Below are 26216 nucleotides of genomic sequence, written 5' to 3'. Positions count from 1 at the left end.
TGACTATAGCTTTTCTGCGATTCGTAATACTGAGCTACGTGAACGAGTATTTTCATCCACTTCGCCTTTAGATGGTTTGATCGCTTTACCTACTGGCTTAAGATCAGCACTGCCTAGCGCTTTGATCTGCTCTTCAGTCAAAGGCAAGCCGTGTGGAACTTGAGGGCCTTGGCTCTCTTTACGGATAAAGCGTTTCACCATGCGGTCTTCAAGTGAGTGGAAGCTGATAACAGACAAACGGCCTTCAGGAGCAAGAATGCTTGCCGCGCCTTTTAGTGCCGTATCGATCTCTTCAAGTTCACTATTGATATAGATGCGGAATGCTTGGAAAGCACGTGTCGCTGGGTGCTTTTTCTCTTTGAAGCTTTTTGGAGCCACATCAGAGATAAGCTTAGCCAACTGGCCAGTACGTGTTAACGGTTCGTTCTCTTCGTTTTCTTGATAAGCAATAATGCCTTTCGCGATACGACGAGCATGTTTGTCTTCACCGAACTCACGAATAACCCATGTGATGTCATCTAGGTCCGCTTCAACCAACCACTGAGAGACAGGAATGCCTGACGTTGGATCCATACGCATATCAAGCGGACCATCTTTCATAAAGCTAAAGCCACGCTCAGCATCATCTAACTGTGGTGAAGAAACACCTAAATCCAGTAAAACGCCATCCACTTGACCGACTAAGTCGTAACGCTCTGCATATTCAGCCATACCTGAGAAAGGGCCGTGAATAATCGTAAAGCGAGGGTCATCGATCTTTTGTGCTTCTGCAATCGCTTGTGGATCGCGGTCGATACTAAAGAGTCGTCCATTCTCGCCCAGTTTAGACAGGATTGTACGGCTGTGACCACCACGGCCAAAAGTACCATCGATGTAGGTACCGTCAGGTTTGATCGCAAGTCCGTCAATAGATTCGTTAAGCAATACTGAAATATGTTTGAATGCTTCTGTCATAGTCTTCTCAGTGAGTGGATTGAGCCAATAGTTCGGCAATAATTTGTTCTGTTAACGTTTTAGTGTACTGATTTCGCGCTGTATCTCCACCATATTGTGTATAGGCTTTGGGAATTTTTGACCCAAGCTCATATCAGGATGAAGGATTCTAAGGAAATCTAAATAATTTACGTCAATATAAAGCAAAAAACCCATCACTACCGTTAAGTAATGATGGGTTCTTTAGATAGGTGGAGTTGACACATACGCCGGGTTCTGTTCCGCTTGCGCGGCGGTAACCATTCGTCTAGGCCTGCAATCGCTCACAGGCTCAAGCAATCTACCCGCCCCCATACGCGAGCAACGCAATGTGAGGGCCTATTTGATCTTGCTCCGGGTGGAGTTTACCTTGCTACGAACTGTTGCCAGTCGCACGGTGCGCTCTTACCGCACCCTTTCAGCCTTACCTGTGCCTCTTCCGAAGAAATGAGGCCATCGGCGGTCTTCTCTCTGCTGCACTTGTCGTGGGCTCGCGCCCCCCAGACGTTATCTGGCACCCTGCTCTATGGAGCCCGGACGTTCCTCCCCTCTACCAGTCTCCCGAAGGACTTCAACGTCAGTTTCCCGAAGGACCTCAACGTCAGTCTCCCGAAGGACATCAGCAAAGCAGCGATTACCCGTTCAACTCCGAGGGCGGATTGTATAGAGATTAGTGTGCAGTGTCTAGCGAGATCACAAATATGCTGCAAACCGCTAAGTAAACGCATGAATTTCACACAATCCAGACAAAAAAAGAGGAATGAAGGCATTGCCCTCATTCCTCACAAGCTTTGAAATAGCGCTCTGGCGACTTATCCACAGCGCGACTATTTATCTATTTATCTATTTATCTATTTATCTATTTATCTATTTATCTATTTATCTATTTATCTATTTAGAGCTAGCCATCTAGGTGCTCAAGACCCCACTTGTATAACGCGTTCTTTTTCAGGTTGTAGATTTCGGCAGTCATTGCCGCCGCTTTTTTAAGAGGTAACTCTTTGGTTAGGATACCTAGCGTGCGAGTCGCTTCATCTGGCAGTTCAGTGCTCGCTTCTTCACGGTGACCATGAATCAGTAACACCATCTCACCGCGCTTACGGTTCGAATCTTCTTCAATCCACTCAATAAGCTCACCCAGTGGCAATCCTTGAATGGTTTCGAAAGTCTTCGTTAATTCACGAGCCAAGACAACTTCGCGATCTGGGCCTAAGATCTCAAGCATGTCTTGTAGAGAGTCAGAGATGCGGTGCGGTGATTCGTAGAAGATACACGTGCGCTCTGCTTTCGCTATCTCTAGGAACTTATCTTTACGACCTTTGCTCTTTGGCGGTAAAAAGCCTTCAAAACTGAAACGATCAGACGGTAAACCAGACGCACTCAACGCGGTAATCACAGCACAAGCACCAGGAAGTGGCACAACTCTCACACCCGCTTGACGACATTGTGATACAAGATGGTAACCTGGGTCACTGATTAAAGGTGTACCCGCATCAGAGACTAATGCGATAGACTGACCTTCTAATAACCTTTCGACTAGAACTTGCGCTTTAGTTTGTTCATTATGATCATGTAAAGCGAACGTTCTGGTTGATATATTGAAGTGAGCAAGCAGCTTACCCGTGTGGCGTGTGTCTTCGGCTGCAATAACATCGACACTTGATAAAATTTCAATTGCTCTTTGAGTGATATCTCCCAAATTTCCGATTGGGGTTGGCACAATGTAGAGAGTTGGGCTCTCTGTGAGCAAGGTTTTGTTATCTGTCATTTGTTTACCATCACTTCAACGATTAATATAGATACAAATTTATACGGAATTTAAAGAACTCATGGCAACGATGAACCATAAGAGACTCAGTGTACCACGCTTACTAACTCCAATTGCATTAGCAATTACATTGGCGGCTTGTTCTTCAGGCCCTCAAGCACCAACGAGCGTTGATATTACACTAGATCCAGCGCAATCAACTGAAAGTTACATGATGCAGGCGGATAGTAGCAAAGGAAGTCTACAAAACGACTGGTTAATCATGGCGCTTAAGTCTTCTGTGCAAGCTGGAAAAACCGATCAAGCAACGCTGCTTATCAAACGCTTAGCAAAACAAGAGCTCACTGAAGTTCAACAAGCGGAATGGCAATTGGCTCGCGCTCAGCTGTTAGTCAATAACTCACAGCCTGATCAAGCTTATAGCCAACTGAATTTCCAACCTTGGTGGAAACTGCCTAACGAACAGTGGAAAGATTATCACGAGCTACGCGCGAACATCTCAGAGATGAAGAGCGAGTATTTCGAGGCAAGCCGTGAGTTAGTGCTCTATTCAGAGTACCTAGACGCTGACGAAGAGCTTCAACAGCAAAATGCCGACCGTATTTGGCAAAACCTGAATAGCTACTCTCAATACGAGATTCTAGAACTGAAAACATCTCCGACAGAAGATGTGCTTTCAGGCTGGTTACAACTGGCTATCTACATGAAGACGCTGAACTCGAATCTTCCAAACCTACAGGAAACCCTGTCGGATTGGTTAGCCGAGAATCCTCAGCACCCAGCTGCGACTTACACACCTCAAGCGATCACCGACATCTTGGCGCTAGAGATCAGCAAGCCAACCAGCACTGCATTGCTACTACCGCTAACGGGTAAGTACGGCAAGCAAGCACAACTGGTACGTGATGGCTTCATCTTTGCGATGATGAACGACAAAGAACGCGAAGAAGATGCAACGCTGACAGTCATGGATACCAATGTGCAAAGTGCCGCTGAGATTAAAGCGACACTGGAAGAGAACAACGTTGATTTCATTGTGGGTCCGCTGATTAAGAGCAACATCACTAAGCTTCAGCAAGCACAGAAAAACCACGAGAACTCGATTCCGGCTCTAGCTCTGAACATTCCAACGCAACTAGAACCTGATACCAATATTTGCTATCTCGCTCTATCGCCTGAACAAGAAGTCGCTCAAGCAGCGAAGCATCTTTTTGCTCAAGGCTACAAGTACCCGCTTATCCTTGCTCCAAAAGGACGTTTAGGTGATCGCGTTGAACAAGCGTTTAAAGAAGAGTGGAAAAAATACAGCAGCAACGATGTAGCAATCAGCTTCTTCTCAGACAAGCGTCAACTACAGCGTAATGTGAATCAGGTGTTCGGTTTACAAGAGAGCCAACAACGCATCGCTCAAATGGATGGTCTGCTTAACCTTGATCTAGAAACTGAGCCGCGCAGCCGTCGTGACATCGATTCAGTTTACATTGTGGCTAAGAACTCAGAGCTAACGCTGATCAAGCCTTTCATTGAAGTGGCGATTAACCCAGATGCTAGCCAGCCAGCTCTGTTCTCGAACTCACGCAGTAACAGCGGTGATAAGCAGTATGAAGACCTGACAGGTGTGTTCTACAGCGATATCCCACTATTGGTTGAGAACAAGAACGAACTGAACAAAGAGCTAAACGACCTATGGCCTTCATACTCAAATGGCCAAAAACGTCTGCAAGCACTTGGGATGGATGCTTACTACCTAATGGATGCGCTTCCACAGATGAAGGCCGTTCAGGGTTACAGCATTCCTGGTGAAACAGGTGTGCTCACTATCGACAACAACTGTGTTGTTCAACGTGAAATCAGCTGGGCAGAGCATGGGGCTTTTTAGCCGAACGTTCTTGGCGAAACCGACTATCACCCACAAACAGGTGGGTGATAAATACGAGGCCGTGGCAAAATCTTATCTGATTAACCACGGTTTATCGTTAATTCAAGAAAACTTCATAGCAAAATGTGGCGAGATTGATCTTATAATGCGCCATAACAACACGATTGTGTTTGCCGAGGTAAAATACCGCAAGCAAACCCGCTACGGACATGCCGCAGAAATGGTGACAGCCAAGAAGTCACAGAAGCTACTCAAAACAGCTAATGTTTGGCTGATGCAGCAAGGCCTGTCGGTGCACTCTACAGATTTCAGATTTGATATCGTTGCCATTGAAGGGCCGAATGACAATATCAATTGGATTCAAAACGCGATTACCCAAGGATAAACATGCTAGACAGCATTAAAGAAAGTTTTACAGAAAGTATTCAAATCCAAATTGCGGCTGCAGAAGCACTGCCAGACGCAATCACGCATGCCGCTCAAGCCATGGTTGCGACCTTGCTTAACGGAAACAAAATTCTTTGTTGTGGTAATGGTGGTTCGGCGTCGAATGCTCAGCAATTTGTATCGTGCCTACTTAATCGCTTTGAAACCGAGCGCCCTAGCCTTCCAGCAATGGCGTTAATGGCAGACAACACCACGCTAACGGCAGTTGCTAACGACTACCACTATGAAGAGATCTTCTCTAAGCAGGTACGTGCATTTGGTCAAACTGGCGATATCCTGTTAGCTATATCTACCAGCGGTAACAGCAAGAACATCATCAAGGCAATGGAAGCGGCAGTAACTCGTGACATGACGATCATCGCCTTTACGGGTAAAGATGGTGGTGAAATGGCAGGTTTACTTGGTGAACACGATGTAGAGATTCGTATCCCTTCACACCGTACCGCGCGCATTCATGAAGTACACATGGTGACGCTGCACTGCCTATGTGACCTAATCGATCAAGTACTCTTCCCAGCTCACGAAGAGTGATATACGGAGCATCACAATGAAATCATTAACCTCTATGAGGCTGTTTAAGCTGATTAGTGTTTCGCTACTTACACTGTCCCTATCTGGTTGTGCTGGCATTTTCATTGCTGGTGCAGCAACTACTGCAAATCTAGTCACGGACACTCGAACCACCAAAGAAATTTGGAACGACAACAACATCGAATTTGAAGTCGCGGCCATCACCAACAAACAACCTTACCGTGGCAATGTTCGCATCACAGCGAGCTCTTACCGAGGTTCAGTTGTACTGATGGGACAAGCGACCACAGACGCCGAGCGCCGTGCTTTTGAAAGCCAAGCTAAAGATGTAGCTGGTGTAGAGAGCATCCACAATCAGGTTCGAGTTAAACAACCATTGTCGATCAGTGCCATCAGTAACGACAGCTGGATTACTACTAAGGTGAAATCTGCACTACTGGCTAATGCTGAACTGAATGGTATTAAAGTGAAGGTAATTACTGAGGATTCAGAAGTATTCCTGCTTGGATTAGTTTCTCGTGAGCATGCGGATATCGCAACCGAAGTAGCTCGCAATGTCTCCGGTGTAAAACAGGTGATCCGTGCGTTTGAATATGGTGAAGAAGAGACTGCCGTTAACTAGCGTTTTATTTGAAGGCTTGTAGAAAGCAGCGTATTGCACAAAAAGAAAAAGCAGCGACGAGTCGCTGCTTTTTTATTCGGGTTCGTTATTGAACTAACGTTATTTGATAACACGAAGGCTTGGGCGACCTTTTGCTGGACGAGGTGGCTCAGGATCTGAGTCAGGCTCTTCAGCATCTACGTCTGCCGTTGCTACGCTCAAAGATGGGCCTTTTTCTGGTTCTTCAAAAGGAGTTTCTTCAATCCCTTCTTCAAACGCTTCCATGTAAGCCTCTTCAGGTTCAAACATGGTGCCAGCACCGTTCTCACGAGCGTAAATAGCTTGTACTGCGTAAAGTGGCACGATCACAGAGTGTGGACGACCACTAAAGCGTGCACTAAACGTCACGGCTTCGTTACCCAGTTCAAGTTGTCCAACAGCACGAGGCGCGATGTTCAGAATGATCTGACCATCTTGAACAAACTCTTCTGGTACTCTCACACCCGGTAATGTTGCTTCAACAACAAGGTGAGGAGTCAATTCGTTATCAACCAGCCAATCGTAAAATGCACGAAGCATGTATGGACGGCGTGGTGTCATATTTGAAATATCCATAACGCTTAGCGAACGAGTCGCATCTCGCGCTCAGCTTCAGTTAGAGAAGCTAGGAATGAATCACGTTCAAATACGCGGTTCATGTAAACTTTAAGTTCTTTAGAACCAGGGCCAATCAGTTCAATACCAAGCTCAGGTAAACGCCATAGTAGCGGAGCTAGGTAGCAATCAATTAGGCTAAACTCTTCGCTCATGAAGTATTCATACTCAGCGAAGATTGGAGCAAGAGTCAGTAGGTCGTTGCGTAGTTTAACGCGAGCTGCTTCAGATTCTTCAGCGTTGCCTTTAACGATCTTCTCTGCAACTGAATACCAGTTACGCTCAATGCGGTACATCATTAGACGGCTATTACCACGAGCAACCGGGTATACAGGCATCAATGGTGGATGAGGGAAACGCTCATCTAGGTATTCCATGATGATCTTTGAGTCATATAGAGCAAGCTCACGATCAACAAGAGTTGGTACTGATTTGTACGGGTTCAGTTCAACAAGCTCTGCTGGTAGATTTTTCTCATCAACCAACTCAACTTCAACACTTACGCCTTTTTCAGCAAGAACGATGCGCACCTGATGGCTATACATATCAGAAGCACTTGAGAAAAGAGTCATTACAGAACGTTTATTGGCAGCTACAGCCATGGAGCCCTCCAGTACACTTTAAATAAAAACAATGGAGGCCTAAAGCCTCCATTGAACATTAACATAATTTGGGAATTAGCACGGTATTATAGCACAATTAGTGCACATCACGCCAATACTCTTTCTTAAGCAAAATCACGATGATAGTGAAGATGACTAAGAAGGCCATTACCCACCAACCCATAGCGTGACGCTCAAGTTGAACTGGGTCGCCTGAGTAAACCAAAAAGTTAACAAGGTCACGAACCGCTTCGTCGTATTCACCAGAGCTTAGCTCACCAGAACCGTCAGTTTCAGTACCAACAACTACTGTTACCTCTTCACCATCTACCATGTGAGTATCGTAGATTGGTGTCGGGATACCTTGTAGCTCTTCAAGAACGTGCGGCATACCAACACTTGGAAAAACAATGTTGTTCACACCAAATGGACGTGATGGATCTTCATAGAAAGTACGAAGGTACGTGTATAGCCAATCTGCACCACGAACACGAGCAACCAAAGTTAGGTCAGGTGGCGGCGCACCAAACCAACTTGCCGCTTGCTCTGAAGGCATAGCGTTAACCATCAAGCTACCGATTTTCGCTTCAGGGTCGAAAATCAGGTTTTCCTTCATTAGATCAACTGGGATCTCTAAATCATTCGCAACACGTTCATAGCGCTGGTACTGCGTTGAGTGACAAGCAAAACAATAGTTCATGAACATCTTAGCGCCATTTTGCAATGAAGCTTTATCTGTTAAGTCGTTGTTTGCTTTGTCTAATGGTACGTTTGCACCCGCTGCCATCGCCAATGACGGCAACATAGCAAATAAAATTACAATCCACTTTTTCATTTGAATGTCACCCTTTCTGGTAATGGTTTCGTCGCTTCATTTTTACTGTAGAACCACAGTAGAACGAAGAACATGAAGTAACCTAAGCTAAAGATTTGAGCTAGTAGCGTGTATGTTGGCGTTGCTGGAAGCGCACCAAGTACACCAAGCGCAATAAAGCTTATTGTGAATTGGATGATGTTAATCAAATGCAGTTTGCTACGGTAACGGTAAGAGCGCACTTTACAACGGTCGAACCATGGCAGTAGGAATAGCACAACAATCGAAGCACCCATTGCTACCACACCTAGCAGCTTATCAGGAACAGCACGAAGTACAGCGTAGAACGGCGTGAAGTACCAAACTGGAGCAATGTGCTCTGGTGTTTTCAGTGGGTTTGCAGCTTCAAAGTTAGGCGGCTCAAGGAAGTATCCACCCATCTCAGGGTTAAAGAACAGCACATAACAGAACAAGAATAGGAAACCAGCAACACCTACCATATCTTTCACAGTCCCGTATGGGTGGAAAGGAATAGAGTCGATGATGTCGTATTTCTTAGTGTAATCCTTGTGGAATGGGAACTGAGTTTTGTAGTCGTCGCCCATTGTGCCTTTCGGAAGCTTAGTCTCGATGCCGTCTGGGTTGTTCGAACCCACTTCGTGCAGAGCTAGTACGTGAAGTACGATAAGCAACAGAAGAACAATTGGTAGCGCGATAACGTGAAGTGCGAAGAAACGGTTCAGCGTTGCTCCAGAGATGATGTAGTCACCACGGATCCAAAGCGTTAGGTCATCACCGATAACAGGGATCGCACCAAACAGAGAAATGATTACCTGAGCACCCCAGTAAGACATTTGACCCCATGGTAGTAAGTAACCCATGAAAGCCTCAGCCATAAGCACTAAGAAGATCAACATACCGAAGATCCAAAGTAGCTCACGAGGTTTTTGGTAAGAACCGTAAATTAGACCACGGAACATGTGCAGGTAGATAACAACGAAGAATGCCGAAGCCCCCGTCGAGTGCATGTAACGTAGTAGCCAGCCATATTCCACATCACGCATGATGTATTCAACAGAAGCAAATGCACCGTCGCCAGACGGTACGTAGTTCATTGTCAGCCAAATACCTGTAAGGATTTGGTTAACCAACACCAACATTGCCAAAGAACCGAAAAGGTACCAAAAGTTAAAGTTCTTAGGCATTGGGTATTCAGATAAGTGCTTTTTGTAAGCATTCATCGCGGGTATACGTTTTTCTACCCAGTCTAATAGTCCTTGCATTATGCATCTCCCTCGTCAATACCGATAAGGATCTTGGTGTCGCTTAAATACATATGCTTTGGCACAACAAGGTTCAACGGTGCAGGTACGCCTTGGAATACTCGACCAGCCATATCAAATTTCGAACCATGACACGGACAGAAGAAACCAGACTTAACACCCTGAACTTGTTCTGCAAAAGAATCTGGCAGGTAAGTTGGAGAACAACCTAAGTGCGTACAGAAACCAACAGCAACGAAGAATTCCGGCTTAATCGAACGGAATTCGTTCTGTGCGTATTCAGGTTGTTGTTCAGCTTCAGATTGAGGATCACGAAGTTGACCACCGATAGACTTTAGGTTTTCTAATACCGATTCAGCACGGCGTACAACCCATACAGGTTTACCTTGCCACTCGACACGAACCATTTGTCCCGGTTCCAACTTACTGACTTCCACTTCCACCGGCGCGCCCGCAGCTTTCGCCTTGGCACTCGGATTCCATGATTTAATAAAAGGCACGGCTACAGCAGCTGCTCCTAAACCACCAACAACGGCTGTTGTTGCGGTTAAGAAACGCCTGCGACCGTTATTTAAAGGCGCGTTGCTCATCCAAACATTCTCCCATTTGCTCCTTATGGATTGAAATTATTCCGATTAAAGAGCATGGCTAACAAAATATGTATTTAGTTCTATTTATTGACGGCAAATGATAAATAAAACCCTACTTTTTGACAAGATAAAGCTACCTTTTTGTAACAATCATGAGGCAAAGCGCACATTGGGTTACAAAAGCTTTCAAAATATAAGAATTTGGAAATAAAACGAGGGAGGGAAAGCGTTTAGCGGGGGTATAAAAACAAAAAGCCCGGCATATAGCCGAGCTTTGAACCACAATTCCAGTAATAAAACTGGGAGCGTGTACTTTTTCGTAAAGAAAAATTAACGCTTAGAGAATTGAGGTTTACGACGTGCTTTACGTAGACCAACTTTCTTACGTTCAACGCAACGAGCGTCACGAGTAACGTAGCCAGCTGCACGTAGAGCAGGACGTAGAGTTTCATCGTACTCCATAAGAGCGCGAGTGATACCGTGGCGGATTGCGCCAGCTTGACCAGAAATACCACCACCAGAAACAGTGATGTAAAGGTCAAGTTTCTCAGTTAGTTCAACTAGCTCAAGCGGTTGCTTAACAACCATACGAGAAGTTGGACGACCGAAGTAAACATCAAGGCTACGCTTGTTGATTACGATCTCACCAGAGCCTGGTTTGATGAAAACACGAGCTGCTGAGCTTTTGCGACGACCAGTGCCGTAGTATTGATTCTCTGCCATTTTCATAATCCCCTTAGATGTCTAGTACTTGTGGCTGTTGAGCAACATGGTTATGCTCAGTACCAGCGTACACTTTAAGCTTACGGTACATCGCGCGGCCTAGAGGACCACGTGGAAGCATACCTTTAACTGCTAGTTCTAGAACCATTTCTGGTTTCTTAGCAATTAGCTTTTCAAAAGTGATAGTTTTAAGACCACCTGGGAACTCAGAGTGACGGTAGTAAACCTTACCCTTAGCTTTGTTACCAGTTACAGCAACTTTCTCAGCGTTAACAACGATGATGTAATCACCAGTGTCTACGTGAGGAGTGTATTCTGCTTTGTGCTTGCCGCGTAGGCGAGAAGCGATTTCACTTGCTAGACGGCCAAGAGTTTTGCCTTCAGCGTCTACAACATACCAGTCGCGTTTTACAGTTTCTGGTTTAGCAACGAAAGTTTTCATGCTAATAATTACCTATTTAAAAAATTTACACTTAAGGAATACTCGCGTATTCCCACTGTCTAAGAGTTACCATTCATCACCCCTTCGAGTGTTGGAAAACTCTTGGCATAACGTGATTTTACTCATCGCTAGAGGCCCGCAGTAACGGTAGGTCGCAGGATTATAGAGAAGAGCGAAGAAAAAATCACCTCTTTTTGAACAAAATCACGATTTTTTTAATTCTATTTCTTATTCGAGATAATCAGAGCTAACTTAAGTGTTCTTTTGCCAAATATTCATGGCTCTGCATTTCGATTAGACGCGACTGACAACGTTTAAATTCAAACTCTAGCTGGCCATGGGTATACAATTTTTCTAGCTCAACTTCCGCTGAAATAATCAATTTCACATTACGCTCGTAGAACTCATCCACCAACGCAATAAAGCGTCTCGCTGCATCATCTGAAGTCGCGCCCATTTGCAGTACATCAGCCAACAGAACGGTATGGTAGACACGAGAGAGCTCGATGTAGTCATTTTGGCTACGAGCCGACTGACAAAGCTGAGCAAAAGTACCATGCAGTACGCCATCACTCGCTTCAACGACATCCAGTTGGCGGTGATTGACCTCAATTTGTTTCAACTTCTCTTTATCTTCACCGACTAATTGTGCGTAATATTTTTCTAAGTTGATATTCGCTTGGCTATCCAATGGGTAATGATAAATTTCAGCCTGCTCTAGGGTACGTAGGCGATAATCAATGCCGCTATCAACATTAAGAATGTGGCAGTTATCTTGAATCAGCTTAATTGCTGGCAAGAAACGCGCGCGTTGCAAACCATTGCGATACAGATCTGCCGGCGGAATGTTTGACGTTGCCACCAAGATAACGTTACGAGCGAATAACTCTTGGAACAAAGTTCCTAGGATCATGGCATCCGTGATATCAGAAACAAAGAATTCATCGAAGCAGATAATATCCGCCTCTTCTTTTAATTTATCCGCGACCAAAGGCAATGGATCACTGACGTTACCGAGTGCCTTCAACTCATCATGCACTCGATACATAAAGCGGTGAAAGTGAACTCGCATTTTTTTAGTGGTCGGTAAAGCATCGTAGAACGTATCCATTAGATAAGTTTTACCGCGCCCTACACCCCCCCAAAAATAGAGACCTTTCGGTGGCTGTGGCAGTTCTGGCTTTTTACCCATTAATTTCTGGAATCGAGTCAGTTGAGGAATGGGCGTATTCATGTAATCTTGGAATTGATGAAAGAGTTCATCTAAAGATTTAACTGCTTGCTCTTGTGCTGGATCTCTTTGAAATCCATGTTCTTTTATATCTTGTTCGTATTTTTTGATGGGATTCATGACGACATTTCCACAATGAAAGCGATATTCAGACAGCAAATAAAAATGGGCTCAGACAGCACGAGAGATTAAGTAATGCGGTGAATAATGCAGCACTAAACTGCTAACTAGCGCACACGCATTTCTCTTTATACTGCGGCTTTCTCATAGTACCATGGAGCCGTAGCACGTGTAACTAAGCAGTAACAAACATGTTAAAAAACAATAATAAGGAGCTGTTATGCCTTGGATGTATGCCGTTGCCGGTTTACTAGTCGGAGTTATTTTAGGGGTCGCTATTTCTCGTCTTATGACACCTGAATACAAAAAACAAAAGAACGTACAGAAAGAATTGGATAGCGCAAAGTTTGCCCTGGAACAGCAGCGACAAGAGCTGGCTGACCACTTTGCGAAATCAGCAGAAATGTTGGACACCTTAGGTAAGGACTACACGAAACTGTACCAACACATGGAAAAAACAAGCTCAGAGCTGATTCCTAACCTGCCAGAGCAAGACAACCCGTTTGTGAAAACAGCCGCGGCTCATTCGGACAAGTCGCAAGATAAACCTTCAATTAAAGAAGCGACACTTGAGGAACAACCGAAAGATTACGCGAATGGCGCAACCGGTTTATTTACAGAACAGAAGAAAGAGATCATTGATGCTCCTGATGTAGTGACAGCAAAAGCATCATAAACATTTAACACTTCTGTGAACTTTACAAAGGTTTTTGAGTCATAACTTTCACTCAGGTCATTTGAAACTTCTCATACTTATTACACGTAGTGAGAGGGGTAAGACCTTAACTAGAGAGGAGTTTATGATGAAAAAACCTTTGCTTGCTTTATCAGTACTGACTTTAAGCTTAAGTTCAATCATCACCCCCATTCAAGCAACGGCCGCACTACCATTAAGTGTGGGTAACGAACAATTACCAAGCCTAGCGCCCATGCTTGAACAAGTGACCCCCGCTGTGGTTAGTATTGCCGTAGAAGGCAAACAGGTACAACGTCAGCAAATCCCTGAACAATTTCAATTCTTTTTTGGTCCCGAACAAACACGAGAGCGCCCATTCCGCGGATTAGGCTCTGGTGTCATCATTGATGCCAAGAAAGGCCACATCGTGACTAACTATCATGTGATTAATGGTGCCGACGATATCAAAGTAAAACTTTATGATGGTCGAGAATACGATGCCGAGCTTATCGGTGGTGACCAGATGTCTGATATCGCACTGCTTAAACTCGAAAAAGCCAAGAACCTTACCCAGATAAAAGTCGCAGACTCAGACAAGCTAAGAGTCGGTGATTTCAGTGTCGCAATTGGTAACCCGTTTGGACTTGGGCAAACCGTGACATCAGGTATTGTTTCTGCGCTCGGTCGCAGCGGCCTGAATCTAGAGAACTTTGAGAACTTCATTCAAACCGATGCAGCAATCAACAGCGGTAACTCTGGTGGCGCACTAGTGAACCTCAACGGTGAACTGATTGGTATCAACACTGCCATTCTTGGCCCTAACGGAGGTAATGTCGGTATCGGCTTTGCAATTCCATCCAATATGATGAAAAACCTGACAGAACAAATCCTCGATTTCGGTGAAGTAAAACGTGGCATGCTTGGTGTTCAAGGCGGAGAAGTGACCTCTGAATTGGCAGAAGCACTAGGTTATGAATCCAGTAAAGGGGCCTTTGTTAGCCAAATTGTACCTGACAGTGCCGCAGACAAAGCAGGCCTGAAAGCGGGCGATATTATTGTCTCTATCAACGGTAAGCGCATTGATACCTTTAGTGAACTGAGAGCCAAAGTGGCAACTCTGGGTGCGGGTAAGCAGATCGAGCTTGGTGTGGTTCGCGATGGAAAGAGTAAGACCTTTGACGTAACTCTTGGTGAATCAACCAACAATAAGACACAAGCTGAAAAACTGCATGAAGGGCTTGCTGGCGCTGAGCTTACCAACACAACAGACAGCGACTCAGCAACAGGCGTGAAGGTGTCAAGTGTTGCTCAAGGCTCACCAGCAGAAGCTTACCAACTTCTTAAAGACGACATCATTATTGGCGTCAATCGCCAAACCGTTAAGAACCTTGCTGAATTTAGAGAGATTCTTGAGAAACAGCCGGGCGTACTAGCGCTAAATATCCAACGTGGCGACAGAACTATCTACCTCGTTATTAGATAGCCATACGTCAACGTAATAACAGGGAGGCTCGGTAAGTTTGCTTTAAACTTACTCAGTCTCCCTTTTCTTTAGATGAATCAAAATGCTATGCTTCACTAGTAATCAAGTCAGTCATCCATCTACGGAGGCTTCACACCTTACTTGTTGAAGAGGGAAACATGCTGTCCTTTCTATTTCGTTCTATTTCCCTTGGACTTGTTTCAGCGGCGCTTATTCTTCTTGCATTTCCAAGCTTGAGACCCGCTATTGTTTCTGATGTTACCAGCCCTAAGGTGGACAACATCGGTTCACTTCAGATTTCATTTAACCAAGCTGTACGCCGCGCGGCACCAGCAGTGGTTAACATTTATAGCCGAAAATACGCAGAAAGCGATCGCAACAAACTACTGACTCAAGGTTTGGGTTCAGGGGTAATTGTCAGCGAAAAAGGCTATATCATTACCAACTTCCACGTGGTTGCTCAAGCTGACCAAATCGTAGTGGCACTTCAAGATGGCCGAGTCGCTGCTGCACAACTTGTCGGTTCAGACAAGCGCACCGATATCGCGATACTGAGAGTCAGCGGTGACAATCTACCCGTAATCCCATTAAACCCAAGCTACAAAGCCAATGTCGGTGATGTGGTACTGGCGATCGGTAACCCATATAACCTAGGTCAAACGACTACCTTTGGCATCATCTCCGCAACCGGCCGCTCTTCGATCAGTGCAGATGGACATCAAGCCTTTATCCAAACCGATGCGGCAATCAATGAAGGTAACTCTGGTGGTGCACTGGTTAATTCACAAGGTGAGTTAGTTGGCATCAACACCGCTTCTTTCCAGCAAGCTACGGATATGGAAACCTACGGAATCTCGTTTGCTATTCCTTACCCACTGGCTAATAAAATCATGGAGAAGATCATCGCTGATGGTCGTGTGATTCGTGGTTATATCGGTATCGACGGACAAGACATCAATTCAGTCACGTCACGTTTACTTGGTACTAAGAATATCGGCGGGATTGTTGTACTGGGTATAGACCCGAACGGGCCTGCAGCTGATGCAGGCTTTGAAGCGCAAGATATCATCGTTAGCATCAACAACACCCAAGTTAATGGACGTCAGAGCGTGATGGATATTGTTACTGATTTACGTCCGGGTACGGTTATTGATGTCGGTATTCTGCGCCAAGGTGAGAACAAGACGCTTAAGGTCACCATCGCTGAAGATACTCGTTTGTAGGCTAAGAGCGCTTACAGGTAACCGTTAAAGTACGAATACAAAAGTATACAGATACAAAAAACCCAGCTCTCAGGCTGGGTTTTCTTTTATCCGAAGATGGTATCAAGTTTATCTATGATTCACTTGGCTCATCGATATCGATACGAGTCACTCGCTGTAATCCTCTCGGCAGTAAACCACCACGACGACCACGTTCACCACGGAAGTTTTCAAGATCCGATGGTTTCAAACCAAGCTTACGTTTACCCGCGTAGATAGTCAGCGTTGCATTCTCTGGGATGGCCATCAAGTGTGATACAAACTCTTCACGCTCTTTTGCTTTCGCAGAAGGGATGTTGATGATCTTGTTACCCTTACCTTTGCTCAGTTGAGGTAGGTCTTTAATCGGGAACAACAACATACGTCCTTGGTTAGTAATCGCTAGAATCTGGTTACTGTCCAAATCAGCAATCGGGCTCGGCATCATCACTTCAGAAGACTGTGGCAAGTTAACTAACGCTTTACCGCTCTTGTTCTTCGAAAGCAGATCACTGCCCTTACAAACAAAGCCGTATCCGGCATCAGAACCGACTAACCATAGCTGCTCATTCTCTCCCATCACCACTTGGCGAATAGAAGTACCAGGGCTCACATTCAGGCGGCCTGTAATCGGCTCACCTTGGCTTCGTGCCGACGGTAATGAATGAGATTCAAGGGAGTAGCTTCGGCCATCACTACCAAGGAACACCGCTTGTTGATTACTCTTACCCTTAGCGCTCGCTAAGAATTTATCACCAGACTTGTAGTTCAAGCCCTCAGCGTCAACCTCATGTCCTTTAGCATGACGAATCCAACCTTTCTCAGACAGCACAACCGTGATTGGCTCACTAGGAACAAGGTCACGCTCTGTTAGCGCTTTTGCTTCTGCACGTTCAACCAATGGAGAACGACGATCGTCACCATATTTCTCGGCATCCGCTTGGATTTCTTTCTTGATCAGGGTGTTTAGACGACGCTCAGAACCCAGTAGTTTTTCAAGCTTATCGCGTTCCGCTTCAAGCTCTTCTTGCTCGGCACGAATCTTAAACTCTTCTAACTTAGCTAAGTTACGAAGTTTAATGTCTAAGATAGCGTTCGCTTGTGTCTCAGTAATATTGAAGCGGCTCATCAGCACAGGACATGGTTCGTCTTCTGTACGAATGATTTCAATCACTTCATCAATATTAAGGTAAGCAACCAGCAAGCCTTCTAAGATGTGTAGGCGAGCTAATACTTTGTCTAGACGGTACTGCAGACGACGACGAACGGTTGTGCGTCGGAACTCAATCCACTCTTTCAGGATTTGAACCAGACCTTTAACTTGAGGACGATTGTCTAAGCCAATCATGTTCAAGTTAACACGGAAGTTCTTCTCTAGATCCGTCGAAGCAAATAGGTGACTCATCAGTTGATCACAATCGATACGATTCGAACGAGGAACCACTACGATACGCGTTGGGTTCTCGTGATCAGATTCATCACGCAGATCGTCAACCATTGGTAGCTTTTTAGCTCGCATTTGGTTCGCGATTTGCTCAAGCAACTTAGCGCCTGATACTTGATGAGGCAGAGCTGTGATAACAATATCAGAGCCTTCTTTATGCCAAACTGCGCGCATCTTGATGCTGCCACGGCCTGTTTTGTAGATCTTTTCGATATCCGACTTCGGAGAGATGATCTCAGCTTCTGTTGGATAGTCAGGACCTTGCACGCTTTCCATGATGTCCGATAGCTCAGATTTAGGGCTATCAATCAGCTTAATGGTTGCGTCCGCAATCTCACGCACGTTGTGTGGTGGAATGTCGGTAGCCATACCTACCGCGATACCCGTGATACCGTTCAGTAGGATATGAGGTAGACGTGCTGGCAACATTTGTGGCTCTTTCATCGTGCCATCAAAGTTTGGTTGCCATTCAACCGTGCCTTGACCTAATTCACCCAGCAGAACTTCAGCAAACTTAGACAGTTTCGCTTCGGTATAACGCATTGCAGCAAATGATTTCGGATCATCCGGAGCACCCCAGTTACCTTGACCATCTACCAGTGGGTAGCGGTAAGAGAACGGCTGCGCCATCAGTACCATAGCTTCGTAACAAGCAGAGTCACCGTGCGGGTGATACTTACCTAGTACGTCACCAACGGTACGTGCTGATTTTTTATATTTCGAAGCGGCAGATAAACCAAGCTCAGACATCGCATAGATAATACGGCGCTGTACAGGCTTAAGGCCGTCACCAATATAAGGCAATGCACGATCCATGATCACGTACATTGAGTAGTTTAAGTAGGCGTCTTCGGTGAACTTGCGCATTGGCAACTGTTCAACGCCATCAAATGTAATTTCGTTAGACATCCATTATACCTCGGCCATATCACCGTTAGTCTGTAGCCATGTGCGGCGATCATCAGCACGCTTTTTACCTAGCAGCATGTCCATCATCTCAAGAGTCGCTTCGTTGTCATCAATGGTTAATTGAACAAGGCGACGAGTGTTTGGATCCATGGTGGTTTCGCGCAACTGAAGTGGGTTCATCTCACCCAGACCTTTGAATCGTTGTACGTTGATTTTGGATTTCTTCTTAGACAAACGCTCAAGCACGCCATCTTTTTCATCGTCATCCAATGCGTAGAAAACCTCTTTACCACAGTCGATACGATACAGTGGCGGCATTGCTACATAGATATGACCCGCTTCAACTAATGCGCTGAAGTGACGAGTGAATAACGCACATAGAAGTGTTGCGATGTGAAGACCATCCGAGTCCGCATCGGCAAGGATACAGATCTTACCGTAACGCAGGCCTGATAAATCGTCGTTGTCAGGGTCAATGCCCAAAGCAACTGAGATGTCGTGCACTTCTTGTGAAGCCAGAACTTGGTCCGCTGACACTTCCCACGTATTTAGAATCTTACCGCGCAGTGGCATTACCGCTTGGAACTCACGATCACGAGCTTGCTTAGCAGAACCACCCGCCGAGTCCCCTTCCACGAAGAAGATTTCGGTACGGCTTAAATCTTGAACCGAACAGTCCGTTAGCTTACCCGGCAGAGCTGGGCCTGATGCGATCTTCTTACGCACAACCTTTTTGCTCGCGCGCATACGGCGGTGAGCATTGGCAATACAAGCTTCAGCCAGTTGCTCTGCCAGTTGCGGTTTTTCATTCAACCATAGGCTGAAGGCATCTTTTACGACACCAGAAACAAACGCTGCGGTTTGACGAGACGATAGACGCTCTTTTGTTTGACCAGCAAACTGAGGGTCTTGCATCTTCACCGACAGAACGTATGAACAACGATCGAAGATGTCGTCACCCGTTAGCTTTACACCACGTGGCAGTAGATTGCGGAATTCACAGAACTCACGCATTGCATCAAGCAGACCTTGGCGAAGACCGTTTACGTGTGTACCACCTTGCTTGGTCGGTACCAAGTTAACGTAACTCTCGGTGATCATATCACCGCCTTCTGGTTGCCAGATAATAGCCCAGTTAGCCATTTCCGTTTCAGCCACGAATTCACCCACATAAGGTTCTTCTGGTAGCAGGGTATAACCTTTCACGCCTTCAGCAAGGTAGTCTTTTAGACCATCTTCATAGAACCATTTATGCTCTTCACCGCCAACTTTGTCGACAAAGGTGATTTCTAAACCTGGGCAAAGTACTGCTTTTGCTCGTAGGTTATTGATAAGGCGAAGTGTCGAAAATTTTGGGCTGTCAAAGTACTTTGGATCAGGCCAGAAATGTACTGATGTACCGCTGTTACGATGACCACAAGTACCTGTTACAGTCAGTTCTGTTACTGCATGACCACCTTCAAGTGCGATCTCATGAACCTGACCTTCTCGGCGAACGGTCACTTCAACACGTTTTGATAGTGCGTTTACAACAGAGATACCAACCCCGTGCAAACCACCAGAGAACTTGTAGTTGTTGTTTGAGAATTTACCGCCAGAGTGGAGCTTGGTTAAGATCAGCTCAACACCTGAGATCCCTTTTTCAGGGTGGATATCAACGGGCATACCACGGCCGTCATCGGTAACTTCTAACGATTGGTCTGCATGAAGCACAACTTTGATCTTCTTAGCGTGTCCCGCTAGTGCTTCATCGACCGAGTTATCAATGACTTCTTGGGCAAGGTGGTTAGGTCTTTCTGTCTCGGTATACATTCCCGGGCGGTGTCGCACAGGGTCGAGACCTTCAAGTACCTCGAGGTCTTTTGCATTATATTGTTCAGTCATAATACGGAGTTTACTCAAAAAGTTTGCGTCAGTTCGCTGGCTCTAGTTTCACTAAAGCAGAATCATTACTATGAACCGTCATAGTAGAGCGAACGAGCGAAGTATTGGGGAATATAGTCTGGAAGCTGAGTAATGATGTCAAGCTAGTTCAAAAACTAAGACATCAAACTATGATATTTCACCACTGATAGATGAAATAACAGGCAAACAAGAGAAAATCACTCGATTGGTGGAACAGATTAAAGATTTAGAAAGGTGATGATTTGCTGCGGGTAGCGTTCAAAATCAACAAAGCTATGATCCCCACCCTCTTCTACTGTCTGTGTTGCACCTTGGTACTTCTCTACCGCTTGTCGGTAATCCAGAACTTCGTCTTCCGTTTGCTGAAGCAGCCAAAAGTCGCTCGGCTTTTCGATAGCCGGCACATCTAACGCCTTCAATTCATCAATATGCTTTGTTTCCAGTACATATCGTTCATCTGTGTATGGGTTTACTTGTTCACCTAAATAGTCAGCCAACAACTCATAAGGCTTCACTGCAGGGTTAACCACAACCGCTTTAAAACCATAGTGACTATTAAGCCATGTTGAAAGGTAGCCACCCAACGAGCTGCCGACTAATGCGATCTGGTACTGATCTTTATATTGCTCCACTAGCGTTTGCAAATGAAGTGCCGCTTGCTGAGGAAAACTCGGCAGTTGAGGGGTAATCACCTTGATATCAGCGCGATACTCTGCACAGTAATCTGCCATCACCGTCGCCTTGTGGGAACGCGATGAGCTGTTAAAGCCGTGAATATAAAGAAGCAGTGATGGCTTAACTGTTTGTTTATCGGTGCCAGTCATTAATAACCGCCTGCAGCAAAGTCAGGTAGGAATTGCCCATGAGGTAAACGGCGAACTTGCGTGGTCACCGTGCCATCTTGATGCAATTCAATCTCTCGCCAACCAGGAGACAAAGTATCCACCGCAAAGTCATTCGAGTTAGGTTTGAATTGAACACAAGTCGACGGTGTTGCCATGACTTGTACACCATGATGGTCTCGATTCATGTCTTGGTGAACATGACCACACAACACGGCTTTCACATTGGTGTGTTGTTGAACCACATCCCAAAACTGGTCAGCATCTTTAAGGTTATGTTGATCCAACCATGCACTACCAACCAATAACGGATGATGGTGCAGTAGAACCAAGGTATTGCGCTCTGGGAATTCTGATAGTTTTTGCTCGAGTAGATCGAGCTGTTGATCACTGAGTCGCCCGTGAGGTACACCCACGACTTGCGAGTCCAACATCACCATCTGCCAGTTATCACCTAGCAAGACATGCTCAACGCATTGAATTTGTGGAGATGGTAATACGCTGCCCATATTCGGTTTGAAGTCATGGTTGCCCGGAAGCCAATAACAAGGCTTTTCTAAAGGCTGAATCCCTGACTCAAATTTCTGGTAAGACTCAGCACTGTGATCTTGCGAGATATCACCCGTCGCTAAGATCGCTTGATAGTCAAAGCCCTGACTAACAATGCCATCGACTACAGCACGAAAGCTATCTTGAGTGTTGATGCTTAATAAGCTGCCATTGCTCGGCGCAAATAAATGCGTGTCCGTTAGCTGCACAAGCTTAATACTGCTCTCATCAAATTTTGAAGTGTGTGATAATTCCAAAATAACAAATCCAGATACGTTACTGTTTAGACTTTAAAGTGTTCTTAAAGAGGCTCAATTAAAAGGTAATTGGGGTTCGGCTGATACCAGTTTTTAAACAAAACGTTAACCATTCCCCAAGAAATTTATTCAATTGAAATTTCTCGTCCTTTTGCAGAAGCTTAGTGTTGGGATAATCATATTTCGCTTTGACACGCGAAAAATCCCCGCTAGCGCACACTTCAGCAACTCGAGCGTCGTGATATAGCCTGACAGACATTTTTGGCAAAGGAAACACTGGCATCGCATCACTCTGACATATATCTATTAATGTGGTGTATTTTGTGACCTCATTCACTGTCAATTGATACACCATATTAACGGCTTGGTAACAGCGCACGTCACCAACCTCATGCCCAACCGGTAACAAAGCATTAAGTTTGGCATAGTTAGTCTCGTAAACTCGCATCAATTCAGCAAGATCAACATGATACGGTTTTTTGACCGCTATATTTGGCATGACGTTAATCTATCCACTCTGACTGTAATTCTTGGTAATTCAATTGTAGCCACTGTAGCGCAATGATCGTGGCTCCATTTTCAAACACACCGTCTTTTACTAACTGATAAGCGGCTTCGCGACTCATCACTTGCACACGAATGTCTTCACCTTCGTAATCCAGTCCATGCACTCCTTTTGCAGTCGTTGCATCAACACAGCCAACAAAAACGTCGAGCTTTTCTGAGCAACCACCAGATGAAGGGTAATACGAAGTAATAGGCAACACAGATCCGACTTCGACTCCCGCTTCTTCCATCGCCTCGCGACGAGCTACGTCTTGCGGTGATTCATCGGTATCAATGATCCCGGCAACAATTTCGTATTGCCATGGGTTCTCATGCTCTAAGGCACCGACACGGATCTGTTCGACGATCACCACTTCATCACGCACAGGATCATAAGGTAGCAAAGCGGCAGCATGACCACGCTCAAACATCTCACGCTGTATTGGTTGGCTCCAGCCGCCCTCAAACAGTCTATGTTTAAATGTGTACTTAACCATTTTGAAAAAACCACGAAACAGCGTCTCTTTTGAGACTATTTCCACATCTTGCGGAGTAAACTCATGTCGTTGATTGTCATACTGTTGCATTTGGTACCTCACTAAGTGATCTTTATAGTTTACTCATTGTCCGAGTTAACTACCAAGGATAAGGTTCAACTTTTTATATAAAATTTATAATTAAAGTTAAGTTTTAAAAAATAAATATTGCACAAGTGGACAGTTAACTGTAAAAAAGTGCAAAGTTTCGAGTAAATTACCACCAAACTGGGTTAAACTCTTTTAAAGAAAATTCCATAAAAGGCAGGAATAGGAAAATGAAAAAACTGCTTCCACTATTTATCAGTGCAGCAATTGGCAGCCTGAGTTCGTCAGCTTTTGCTGATACGCTAGCTGAAGTTTACGACCAAGCAAAACAGAACGATCCACAACTTCTTCGTTCAGCAGCGCAGCGCGATGCCGCTTTTGAAGCAGTAACGTCAAGCCGTAGCTCTTTGTTACCGCAAATCAATTTGACTGCGAACTACGACATTAATCGTGGTGACTATAAAGACGCAAGCAATGACAACAACCAATGGGGTGTTGGCATTGGTTTCAGTCAAGAGCTTTACCAGCGTTCTTCTTGGATCACTCTAGATACGGCAGAGAAAACTGCTCGTCAATCTGATTCAGCTTACGCGGCAGAACAACAAGCTTTGATCCTTCGTGTTGCGACAGCATACTTCGAAGTACTTCGCGCTCAAGATAACCTAGAGTTTGTTCGTGCAGAAAAAGCAGCGGTTGCTCGTCAACTAGAACAAACTAAGCAACGTTTTGAAGTTGGTCTTTCAGCAATCACCGATGTACACGATGCACAAGCTCAGTACGATGGCGTTTTGGCTGATGAAGTTCTTGCAGAGAACGACCTAACGAATAGCTACGAAGGTCTACGTGAGATTACAGGTCAGGAACACTCTAACCTAAGCATCCTAGATACTGATCGTTTCTCAGCAAGCAAATCTTCTGAGTCTGCTGTTGCACTTGTTGAACAAGCAGAACAAAAGAACCTTAGCTTACTTGCTGCACGTATCTCTCAAGACGTAGCAAAAGATAACATCTCTCTAGCTAGCTCTGGTCACCTACCAAGCTTAACTTTAGATGGTAGCTACGGTCTTGCAGAACAGACCGACAGCTCTAACAGCACAAACGATTACGACTCTGACAACCTAAACATTGGCTTGAACTTAGTTGTGCCTCTATACACGGGTGGTAACACAACTTCTTTGACTAAACAAGCTGAATACAACTACGTTGCAGCAAGTGAAGATCTAGAAGCGACTTACCGTAGCGTTGTGAAAGACGTACGTGCATTCAACAACAACATCAGTGCTTCGATTGGTGCTCTACGCGCTTACGAACAATCTGTAGTGTCTGCTCAGTCTGCTCTAGAAGCAACAGAAGCTGGTTTTGATGTTGGTACTCGTACTATCGTAGACGTACTAGATTCGACTCGTCGTCTATACGATGCGAACAAAAACCTTTCAGATGCTCGTTACAACTACATCCTAAGTGTGCTTCAGCTTCGCCAAGCGGTTGGTACGCTAAGCGAACAAGACATTGTTGATGTAAACGCAGGTCTAAAAGTAGCAAGTAAGTAATTCAGAATAGCTTACGTTACAGTTACAAAAATGCCGCTCATTGAGCGGCATTTTTATTATCTATTCAAAAGCTAACATAGAAGCAAAAAGACCGAAGGTTAGCCTCGGCCGCCTTTGATCGCTTTAATGATTTCAGTAGTCGAGCAACCGTCTTCAAAGTTAAGCACTTTGACTTCCCCGCCAGCAGCAATCACTTCTGCGCCACCAGCAATCTCTTCAGGTTTGTAATCGCCACCTTTAACTAGGATGCTTGGCAGAACTTCAGAGATCAAACGTTGAGGCGTATCCTCAGAAAACGGAACCACCCAATCAACCGCACCTAAACCAGCCAGAACCGCCATACGACGATCGGTAGGGTTCACAGGGCGACCAGGGCCCTTTAAGCGTTTCACTGAATCGTCAGTATTTACTGCAACGATCAAACGATCGCCTAATTCAGCAGCGTGGTTCATGTAAGAAACATGGCCAGCATGCAAAATATCAAAACAGCCGTTAGTCATCACCACTTTCTCGCCTTTAGCACGAGCACGCTTCACCGCTTCGACCAGTGCCGCTTCAGAGATCACGCCATAGTCTGTATCTTGGCTACCGTGAATCGCTTCCGCTAATTCAATCGTAGACAGTGTTGATGTACCTAGCTTACCGACAACTACACCAGCAGCCGCATTCGCTAATGCACACGCCTCATCCAGTGGCTTACCCGCGGCAACAGACGCAGCAAGGACAGAGATAACCGTATCGCCAGCACCTGTCACGTCATACACTTCTTTCGCTTGAGTCGGCAAATGGAATGGTGCCAGACCTTTACGTAGTAGCGTCATACCATGCTCACTACGAGTCACCAACAAAGCTTCGAAGTCATACTTCTCAATCAAAGCGATACCTTTCTCGATAAGGTCTTCTTCTGATTTAACCTTACCAGCCACCAGCTCGAACTCTGCCATGTTTGGCGTAAGCAGAGTCGCACCACGATAACGTTCTAAATCAGCACCTTTCGGATCGATAAATACAGGAACGTTGGCCGCGCGCGCTTTTTGAATAAAGCTCTGCACATGCTCCAATGCACCTTTCGCGTAATCAGACAGGATTACAGAGCGAACATTAGGAAGCGCTTGTTCCATGCGAGATAAAACCAGTTCAGGATCCGTATTTTCAAATTTGTCTTCAAAATCAAGACGGATCAACTGTTGACCACGGCTCATCACTCGTAGCTTAGTGATCGTTGGGTAGTCTTCTAGCTCAACGAAATCACACTTAACCTTAAGTGCGCCCAAGGTGTTTTTTAACACCTCGGCTGGTTCATCTTTACCAGTTAAACCAACAACATGAGCATGACCACCAAGAGAGGCAATGTTCATTGCAACGTTGGCAGCACCACCAGGGCGCTCTTCGTTATTTTCTACTTTTACAACGGGTACAGGTGCTTCTGGTGAAATACGGCCAGTTGGACCATACCAGTAACGATCAAGCATGACGTCACCGACAATAAGAACACCTGATTGGCTGTAGTCAGGTAGAATTGGTTTCATTGTTGAACTCCAAAAATCGAATCTGGCTAGAGTCTAGCACACTG

General features: G+C 45.3%; 25 protein-coding genes and 1 other RNA gene. 8 read left to right on the top strand and 18 right to left on the bottom strand.

Going from position 1 to position 26216, the window contains the following annotated elements; translation table 11 throughout:
* Positions 1-3: 3 nt before the first annotated feature.
* The 3 genes from rsmH to rsmI all read right to left on the bottom strand — a co-directional run bounded on the left by rsmH (position 4) and on the right by rsmI (position 2740).
* Entirely contained in the window at positions 4-954 is a 951-nt protein-coding gene (gene rsmH, locus OCV12_RS02055; RefSeq protein WP_017629354.1) for a 16S rRNA (cytosine(1402)-N(4))-methyltransferase RsmH, read from the bottom strand.
* A 228-nt stretch (positions 955-1182) separates the two neighbouring features.
* Positions 1183-1622, bottom strand: an RNA gene (gene rnpB / locus OCV12_RS02050) — RNase P RNA component class A.
* Positions 1623-1873: 251 nt separating this feature from the next.
* On the bottom strand, positions 1874-2740 hold the full coding sequence (gene rsmI / locus OCV12_RS02045) for a 16S rRNA (cytidine(1402)-2'-O)-methyltransferase (RefSeq protein ID WP_017062903.1): 867 nt from the start codon (positions 2738-2740) through the stop codon (positions 1874-1876).
* 61 nt (positions 2741-2801) lie between these two features.
* Here rsmI and OCV12_RS02040 point away from each other — a divergent pair, with 61 nt between their 5' ends.
* The 4 genes from OCV12_RS02040 to OCV12_RS02025 are packed head-to-tail and all read left to right on the top strand — an operon-like array spanning position 2802 to position 6219.
* Entirely contained in the window at positions 2802-4619 is a 1818-nt protein-coding gene (locus OCV12_RS02040; RefSeq protein ID WP_261885238.1) for a penicillin-binding protein activator, read from the top strand.
* On the top strand, positions 4606-5004 hold the full coding sequence (locus OCV12_RS02035; RefSeq protein WP_123301480.1) for a YraN family protein: 399 nt from the start codon (positions 4606-4608) through the stop codon (positions 5002-5004). The genes OCV12_RS02040 and OCV12_RS02035 overlap by 14 nt, the downstream gene beginning before the upstream one ends.
* A gap of 2 nt (positions 5005-5006) precedes the next feature.
* Positions 5007-5597 carry a phosphoheptose isomerase gene (locus OCV12_RS02030; RefSeq protein WP_010434705.1) on the top strand — a complete coding sequence of 197 codons (591 nt, stop codon included), beginning with the start codon at positions 5007-5009 and terminating at the stop codon, positions 5595-5597.
* Positions 5598-5613: 16 nt separating this feature from the next.
* Positions 5614-6219 carry a BON domain-containing protein gene (locus OCV12_RS02025; protein ID WP_176680896.1) on the top strand — a complete coding sequence of 202 codons (606 nt, stop codon included), beginning with the start codon at positions 5614-5616 and terminating at the stop codon, positions 6217-6219.
* 99 nt (positions 6220-6318) lie between these two features.
* On the opposite strand, the gene sspB is transcribed toward OCV12_RS02025, so the two are convergent.
* From sspB to zapE, 8 genes are all read right to left on the bottom strand, one after another.
* Positions 6319-6813 carry a ClpXP protease specificity-enhancing factor gene (gene sspB, locus OCV12_RS02020; protein WP_164913282.1) on the bottom strand — a complete coding sequence of 165 codons (495 nt, stop codon included), beginning with the start codon at positions 6811-6813 and terminating at the stop codon, positions 6319-6321.
* A 5-nt stretch (positions 6814-6818) separates the two neighbouring features.
* Positions 6819-7454: a stringent starvation protein SspA gene (sspA, locus tag OCV12_RS02015; protein WP_017629359.1), complete on the bottom strand. Its 636-nt coding sequence runs from the start codon at positions 7452-7454 to the stop codon at positions 6819-6821.
* Between the two features lie 97 nt (positions 7455-7551).
* Positions 7552-8289 carry a cytochrome c1 gene (locus OCV12_RS02010; protein ID WP_017629360.1) on the bottom strand — a complete coding sequence of 246 codons (738 nt, stop codon included), beginning with the start codon at positions 8287-8289 and terminating at the stop codon, positions 7552-7554.
* Entirely contained in the window at positions 8286-9551 is a 1266-nt protein-coding gene (locus OCV12_RS02005) for a cytochrome b (protein WP_017629361.1), read from the bottom strand. The genes OCV12_RS02010 and OCV12_RS02005 overlap by 4 nt, the downstream gene beginning before the upstream one ends.
* Positions 9551-10141: a ubiquinol-cytochrome c reductase iron-sulfur subunit gene (petA, locus tag OCV12_RS02000; RefSeq protein WP_004740757.1), complete on the bottom strand. Its 591-nt coding sequence runs from the start codon at positions 10139-10141 to the stop codon at positions 9551-9553. Before petA ends, OCV12_RS02005 begins: the two co-directional genes overlap by 1 nt.
* A gap of 330 nt (positions 10142-10471) precedes the next feature.
* Positions 10472-10864 carry a 30S ribosomal protein S9 gene (gene rpsI, locus OCV12_RS01995; protein WP_004740758.1) on the bottom strand — a complete coding sequence of 131 codons (393 nt, stop codon included), beginning with the start codon at positions 10862-10864 and terminating at the stop codon, positions 10472-10474.
* Between the two features lie 13 nt (positions 10865-10877).
* Positions 10878-11306 carry a 50S ribosomal protein L13 gene (gene rplM, locus OCV12_RS01990; protein WP_010434689.1) on the bottom strand — a complete coding sequence of 143 codons (429 nt, stop codon included), beginning with the start codon at positions 11304-11306 and terminating at the stop codon, positions 10878-10880.
* Between the two features lie 247 nt (positions 11307-11553).
* Positions 11554-12657, bottom strand: coding sequence for a cell division protein ZapE (zapE, locus tag OCV12_RS01985; protein WP_239848585.1), 1104 nt, complete (start codon positions 12655-12657; stop codon positions 11554-11556).
* A gap of 220 nt (positions 12658-12877) precedes the next feature.
* Here zapE and zapG point away from each other — a divergent pair, with 220 nt between their 5' ends.
* The 3 genes from zapG to degS all read left to right on the top strand — a co-directional run bounded on the left by zapG (position 12878) and on the right by degS (position 16039).
* On the top strand, positions 12878-13333 hold the full coding sequence (gene zapG, locus OCV12_RS01980; RefSeq protein ID WP_017629363.1) for a Z-ring associated protein ZapG: 456 nt from the start codon (positions 12878-12880) through the stop codon (positions 13331-13333).
* Positions 13334-13460: 127 nt separating this feature from the next.
* Positions 13461-14816 carry a Do family serine endopeptidase gene (locus OCV12_RS01975; RefSeq protein ID WP_261885918.1) on the top strand — a complete coding sequence of 452 codons (1356 nt, stop codon included), beginning with the start codon at positions 13461-13463 and terminating at the stop codon, positions 14814-14816.
* Between the two features lie 158 nt (positions 14817-14974).
* Positions 14975-16039, top strand: a complete 1065-nt coding sequence (gene degS / locus OCV12_RS01970) for an outer membrane-stress sensor serine endopeptidase DegS (RefSeq protein WP_176680892.1) — start codon at positions 14975-14977, stop codon at positions 16037-16039.
* Positions 16040-16151: 112 nt separating this feature from the next.
* Here the strand turns inward: degS and parC are convergent, their stop codons facing one another.
* The 6 genes from parC to nudF form a co-directional block, all read right to left on the bottom strand.
* Complete coding sequence (parC, locus tag OCV12_RS01965) at positions 16152-18410, bottom strand: DNA topoisomerase IV subunit A (protein WP_017629366.1); 2259 nt, start codon at positions 18408-18410, stop codon at positions 16152-16154.
* Between the two features lie 3 nt (positions 18411-18413).
* On the bottom strand, positions 18414-20294 hold the full coding sequence (parE, locus tag OCV12_RS01960; RefSeq protein ID WP_017629367.1) for a DNA topoisomerase IV subunit B: 1881 nt from the start codon (positions 20292-20294) through the stop codon (positions 18414-18416).
* Between the two features lie 239 nt (positions 20295-20533).
* Positions 20534-21139, bottom strand: coding sequence for an esterase YqiA (yqiA, locus tag OCV12_RS01955; protein ID WP_261885237.1), 606 nt, complete (start codon positions 21137-21139; stop codon positions 20534-20536).
* On the bottom strand, positions 21139-21963 hold the full coding sequence (cpdA, locus tag OCV12_RS01950) for a 3',5'-cyclic-AMP phosphodiesterase (protein WP_017629369.1): 825 nt from the start codon (positions 21961-21963) through the stop codon (positions 21139-21141). Before cpdA ends, yqiA begins: the two co-directional genes overlap by 1 nt.
* A 58-nt stretch (positions 21964-22021) precedes the next feature.
* Positions 22022-22462 (bottom strand): DUF1249 family protein, encoded by a 441-nt coding sequence (locus tag OCV12_RS01945; RefSeq protein WP_004736016.1) that lies wholly within the window; start codon positions 22460-22462, stop codon positions 22022-22024.
* 4 nt (positions 22463-22466) lie between these two features.
* Entirely contained in the window at positions 22467-23096 is a 630-nt protein-coding gene (gene nudF, locus OCV12_RS01940; protein WP_017629370.1) for an ADP-ribose diphosphatase, read from the bottom strand.
* A gap of 227 nt (positions 23097-23323) precedes the next feature.
* Between nudF and tolC the strand changes: the two genes are divergently transcribed.
* A complete protein-coding gene (tolC, locus tag OCV12_RS01935; RefSeq protein WP_132762217.1) occupies positions 23324-24643 on the top strand; it encodes an outer membrane channel protein TolC in 1320 nt (439 codons plus the stop codon).
* A 98-nt stretch (positions 24644-24741) separates the two neighbouring features.
* Here the strand turns inward: tolC and hldE are convergent, their stop codons facing one another.
* Complete coding sequence (hldE, locus tag OCV12_RS01930; protein ID WP_261885236.1) at positions 24742-26172, bottom strand: bifunctional D-glycero-beta-D-manno-heptose-7-phosphate kinase/D-glycero-beta-D-manno-heptose 1-phosphate adenylyltransferase HldE; 1431 nt, start codon at positions 26170-26172, stop codon at positions 24742-24744.
* Positions 26173-26216 lie beyond the last annotated feature (44 nt).

The sequence above is a fragment of the Vibrio pomeroyi genome (assembly GCF_024347595.1).
Taxonomy (GTDB): domain Bacteria; phylum Pseudomonadota; class Gammaproteobacteria; order Enterobacterales; family Vibrionaceae; genus Vibrio; species Vibrio pomeroyi.
Note: the sequence above shows the minus strand (reverse complement) of the source record. Positions and strands in the feature narration are given on the sequence as shown.

Coding starts and splice junctions, on each gene's coding strand:
- rsmH (WP_017629354.1), bottom strand. CDS start 954: ATGACAGAAGCATTCAAACATATTTCAGTATTGCTTAACGAATCTATT.
- rsmI (WP_017062903.1), bottom strand. CDS start 2,740: ATGACAGATAACAAAACCTTGCTCACAGAGAGCCCAACTCTCTACATT.
- OCV12_RS02040 (WP_261885238.1), top strand. CDS start 2,802: ATGGCAACGATGAACCATAAGAGACTCAGTGTACCACGCTTACTAACT.
- OCV12_RS02035 (WP_123301480.1), top strand. CDS start 4,606: ATGGGGCTTTTTAGCCGAACGTTCTTGGCGAAACCGACTATCACCCAC.
- OCV12_RS02030 (WP_010434705.1), top strand. CDS start 5,007: ATGCTAGACAGCATTAAAGAAAGTTTTACAGAAAGTATTCAAATCCAA.
- OCV12_RS02025 (WP_176680896.1), top strand. CDS start 5,614: ATGAAATCATTAACCTCTATGAGGCTGTTTAAGCTGATTAGTGTTTCG.
- sspB (WP_164913282.1), bottom strand. CDS start 6,813: ATGGATATTTCAAATATGACACCACGCCGTCCATACATGCTTCGTGCA.
- sspA (WP_017629359.1), bottom strand. CDS start 7,454: ATGGCTGTAGCTGCCAATAAACGTTCTGTAATGACTCTTTTCTCAAGT.
- OCV12_RS02010 (WP_017629360.1), bottom strand. CDS start 8,289: ATGAAAAAGTGGATTGTAATTTTATTTGCTATGTTGCCGTCATTGGCG.
- OCV12_RS02005 (WP_017629361.1), bottom strand. CDS start 9,551: ATGCAAGGACTATTAGACTGGGTAGAAAAACGTATACCCGCGATGAAT.
- petA (WP_004740757.1), bottom strand. CDS start 10,141: ATGAGCAACGCGCCTTTAAATAACGGTCGCAGGCGTTTCTTAACCGCA.
- rpsI (WP_004740758.1), bottom strand. CDS start 10,864: ATGGCAGAGAATCAATACTACGGCACTGGTCGTCGCAAAAGCTCAGCA.
- rplM (WP_010434689.1), bottom strand. CDS start 11,306: ATGAAAACTTTCGTTGCTAAACCAGAAACTGTAAAACGCGACTGGTAT.
- zapE (WP_239848585.1), bottom strand. CDS start 12,657: ATGAATCCCATCAAAAAATACGAACAAGATATAAAAGAACATGGATTT.
- zapG (WP_017629363.1), top strand. CDS start 12,878: ATGCCTTGGATGTATGCCGTTGCCGGTTTACTAGTCGGAGTTATTTTA.
- OCV12_RS01975 (WP_261885918.1), top strand. CDS start 13,461: ATGAAAAAACCTTTGCTTGCTTTATCAGTACTGACTTTAAGCTTAAGT.
- degS (WP_176680892.1), top strand. CDS start 14,975: ATGCTGTCCTTTCTATTTCGTTCTATTTCCCTTGGACTTGTTTCAGCG.
- parC (WP_017629366.1), bottom strand. CDS start 18,410: ATGTCTAACGAAATTACATTTGATGGCGTTGAACAGTTGCCAATGCGC.
- parE (WP_017629367.1), bottom strand. CDS start 20,294: ATGACTGAACAATATAATGCAAAAGACCTCGAGGTACTTGAAGGTCTC.
- yqiA (WP_261885237.1), bottom strand. CDS start 21,139: ATGACTGGCACCGATAAACAAACAGTTAAGCCATCACTGCTTCTTTAT.
- OCV12_RS01945 (WP_004736016.1), bottom strand. CDS start 22,462: ATGCCAAATATAGCGGTCAAAAAACCGTATCATGTTGATCTTGCTGAA.
- nudF (WP_017629370.1), bottom strand. CDS start 23,096: ATGCAACAGTATGACAATCAACGACATGAGTTTACTCCGCAAGATGTG.
- tolC (WP_132762217.1), top strand. CDS start 23,324: ATGAAAAAACTGCTTCCACTATTTATCAGTGCAGCAATTGGCAGCCTG.
- hldE (WP_261885236.1), bottom strand. CDS start 26,172: ATGAAACCAATTCTACCTGACTACAGCCAATCAGGTGTTCTTATTGTC.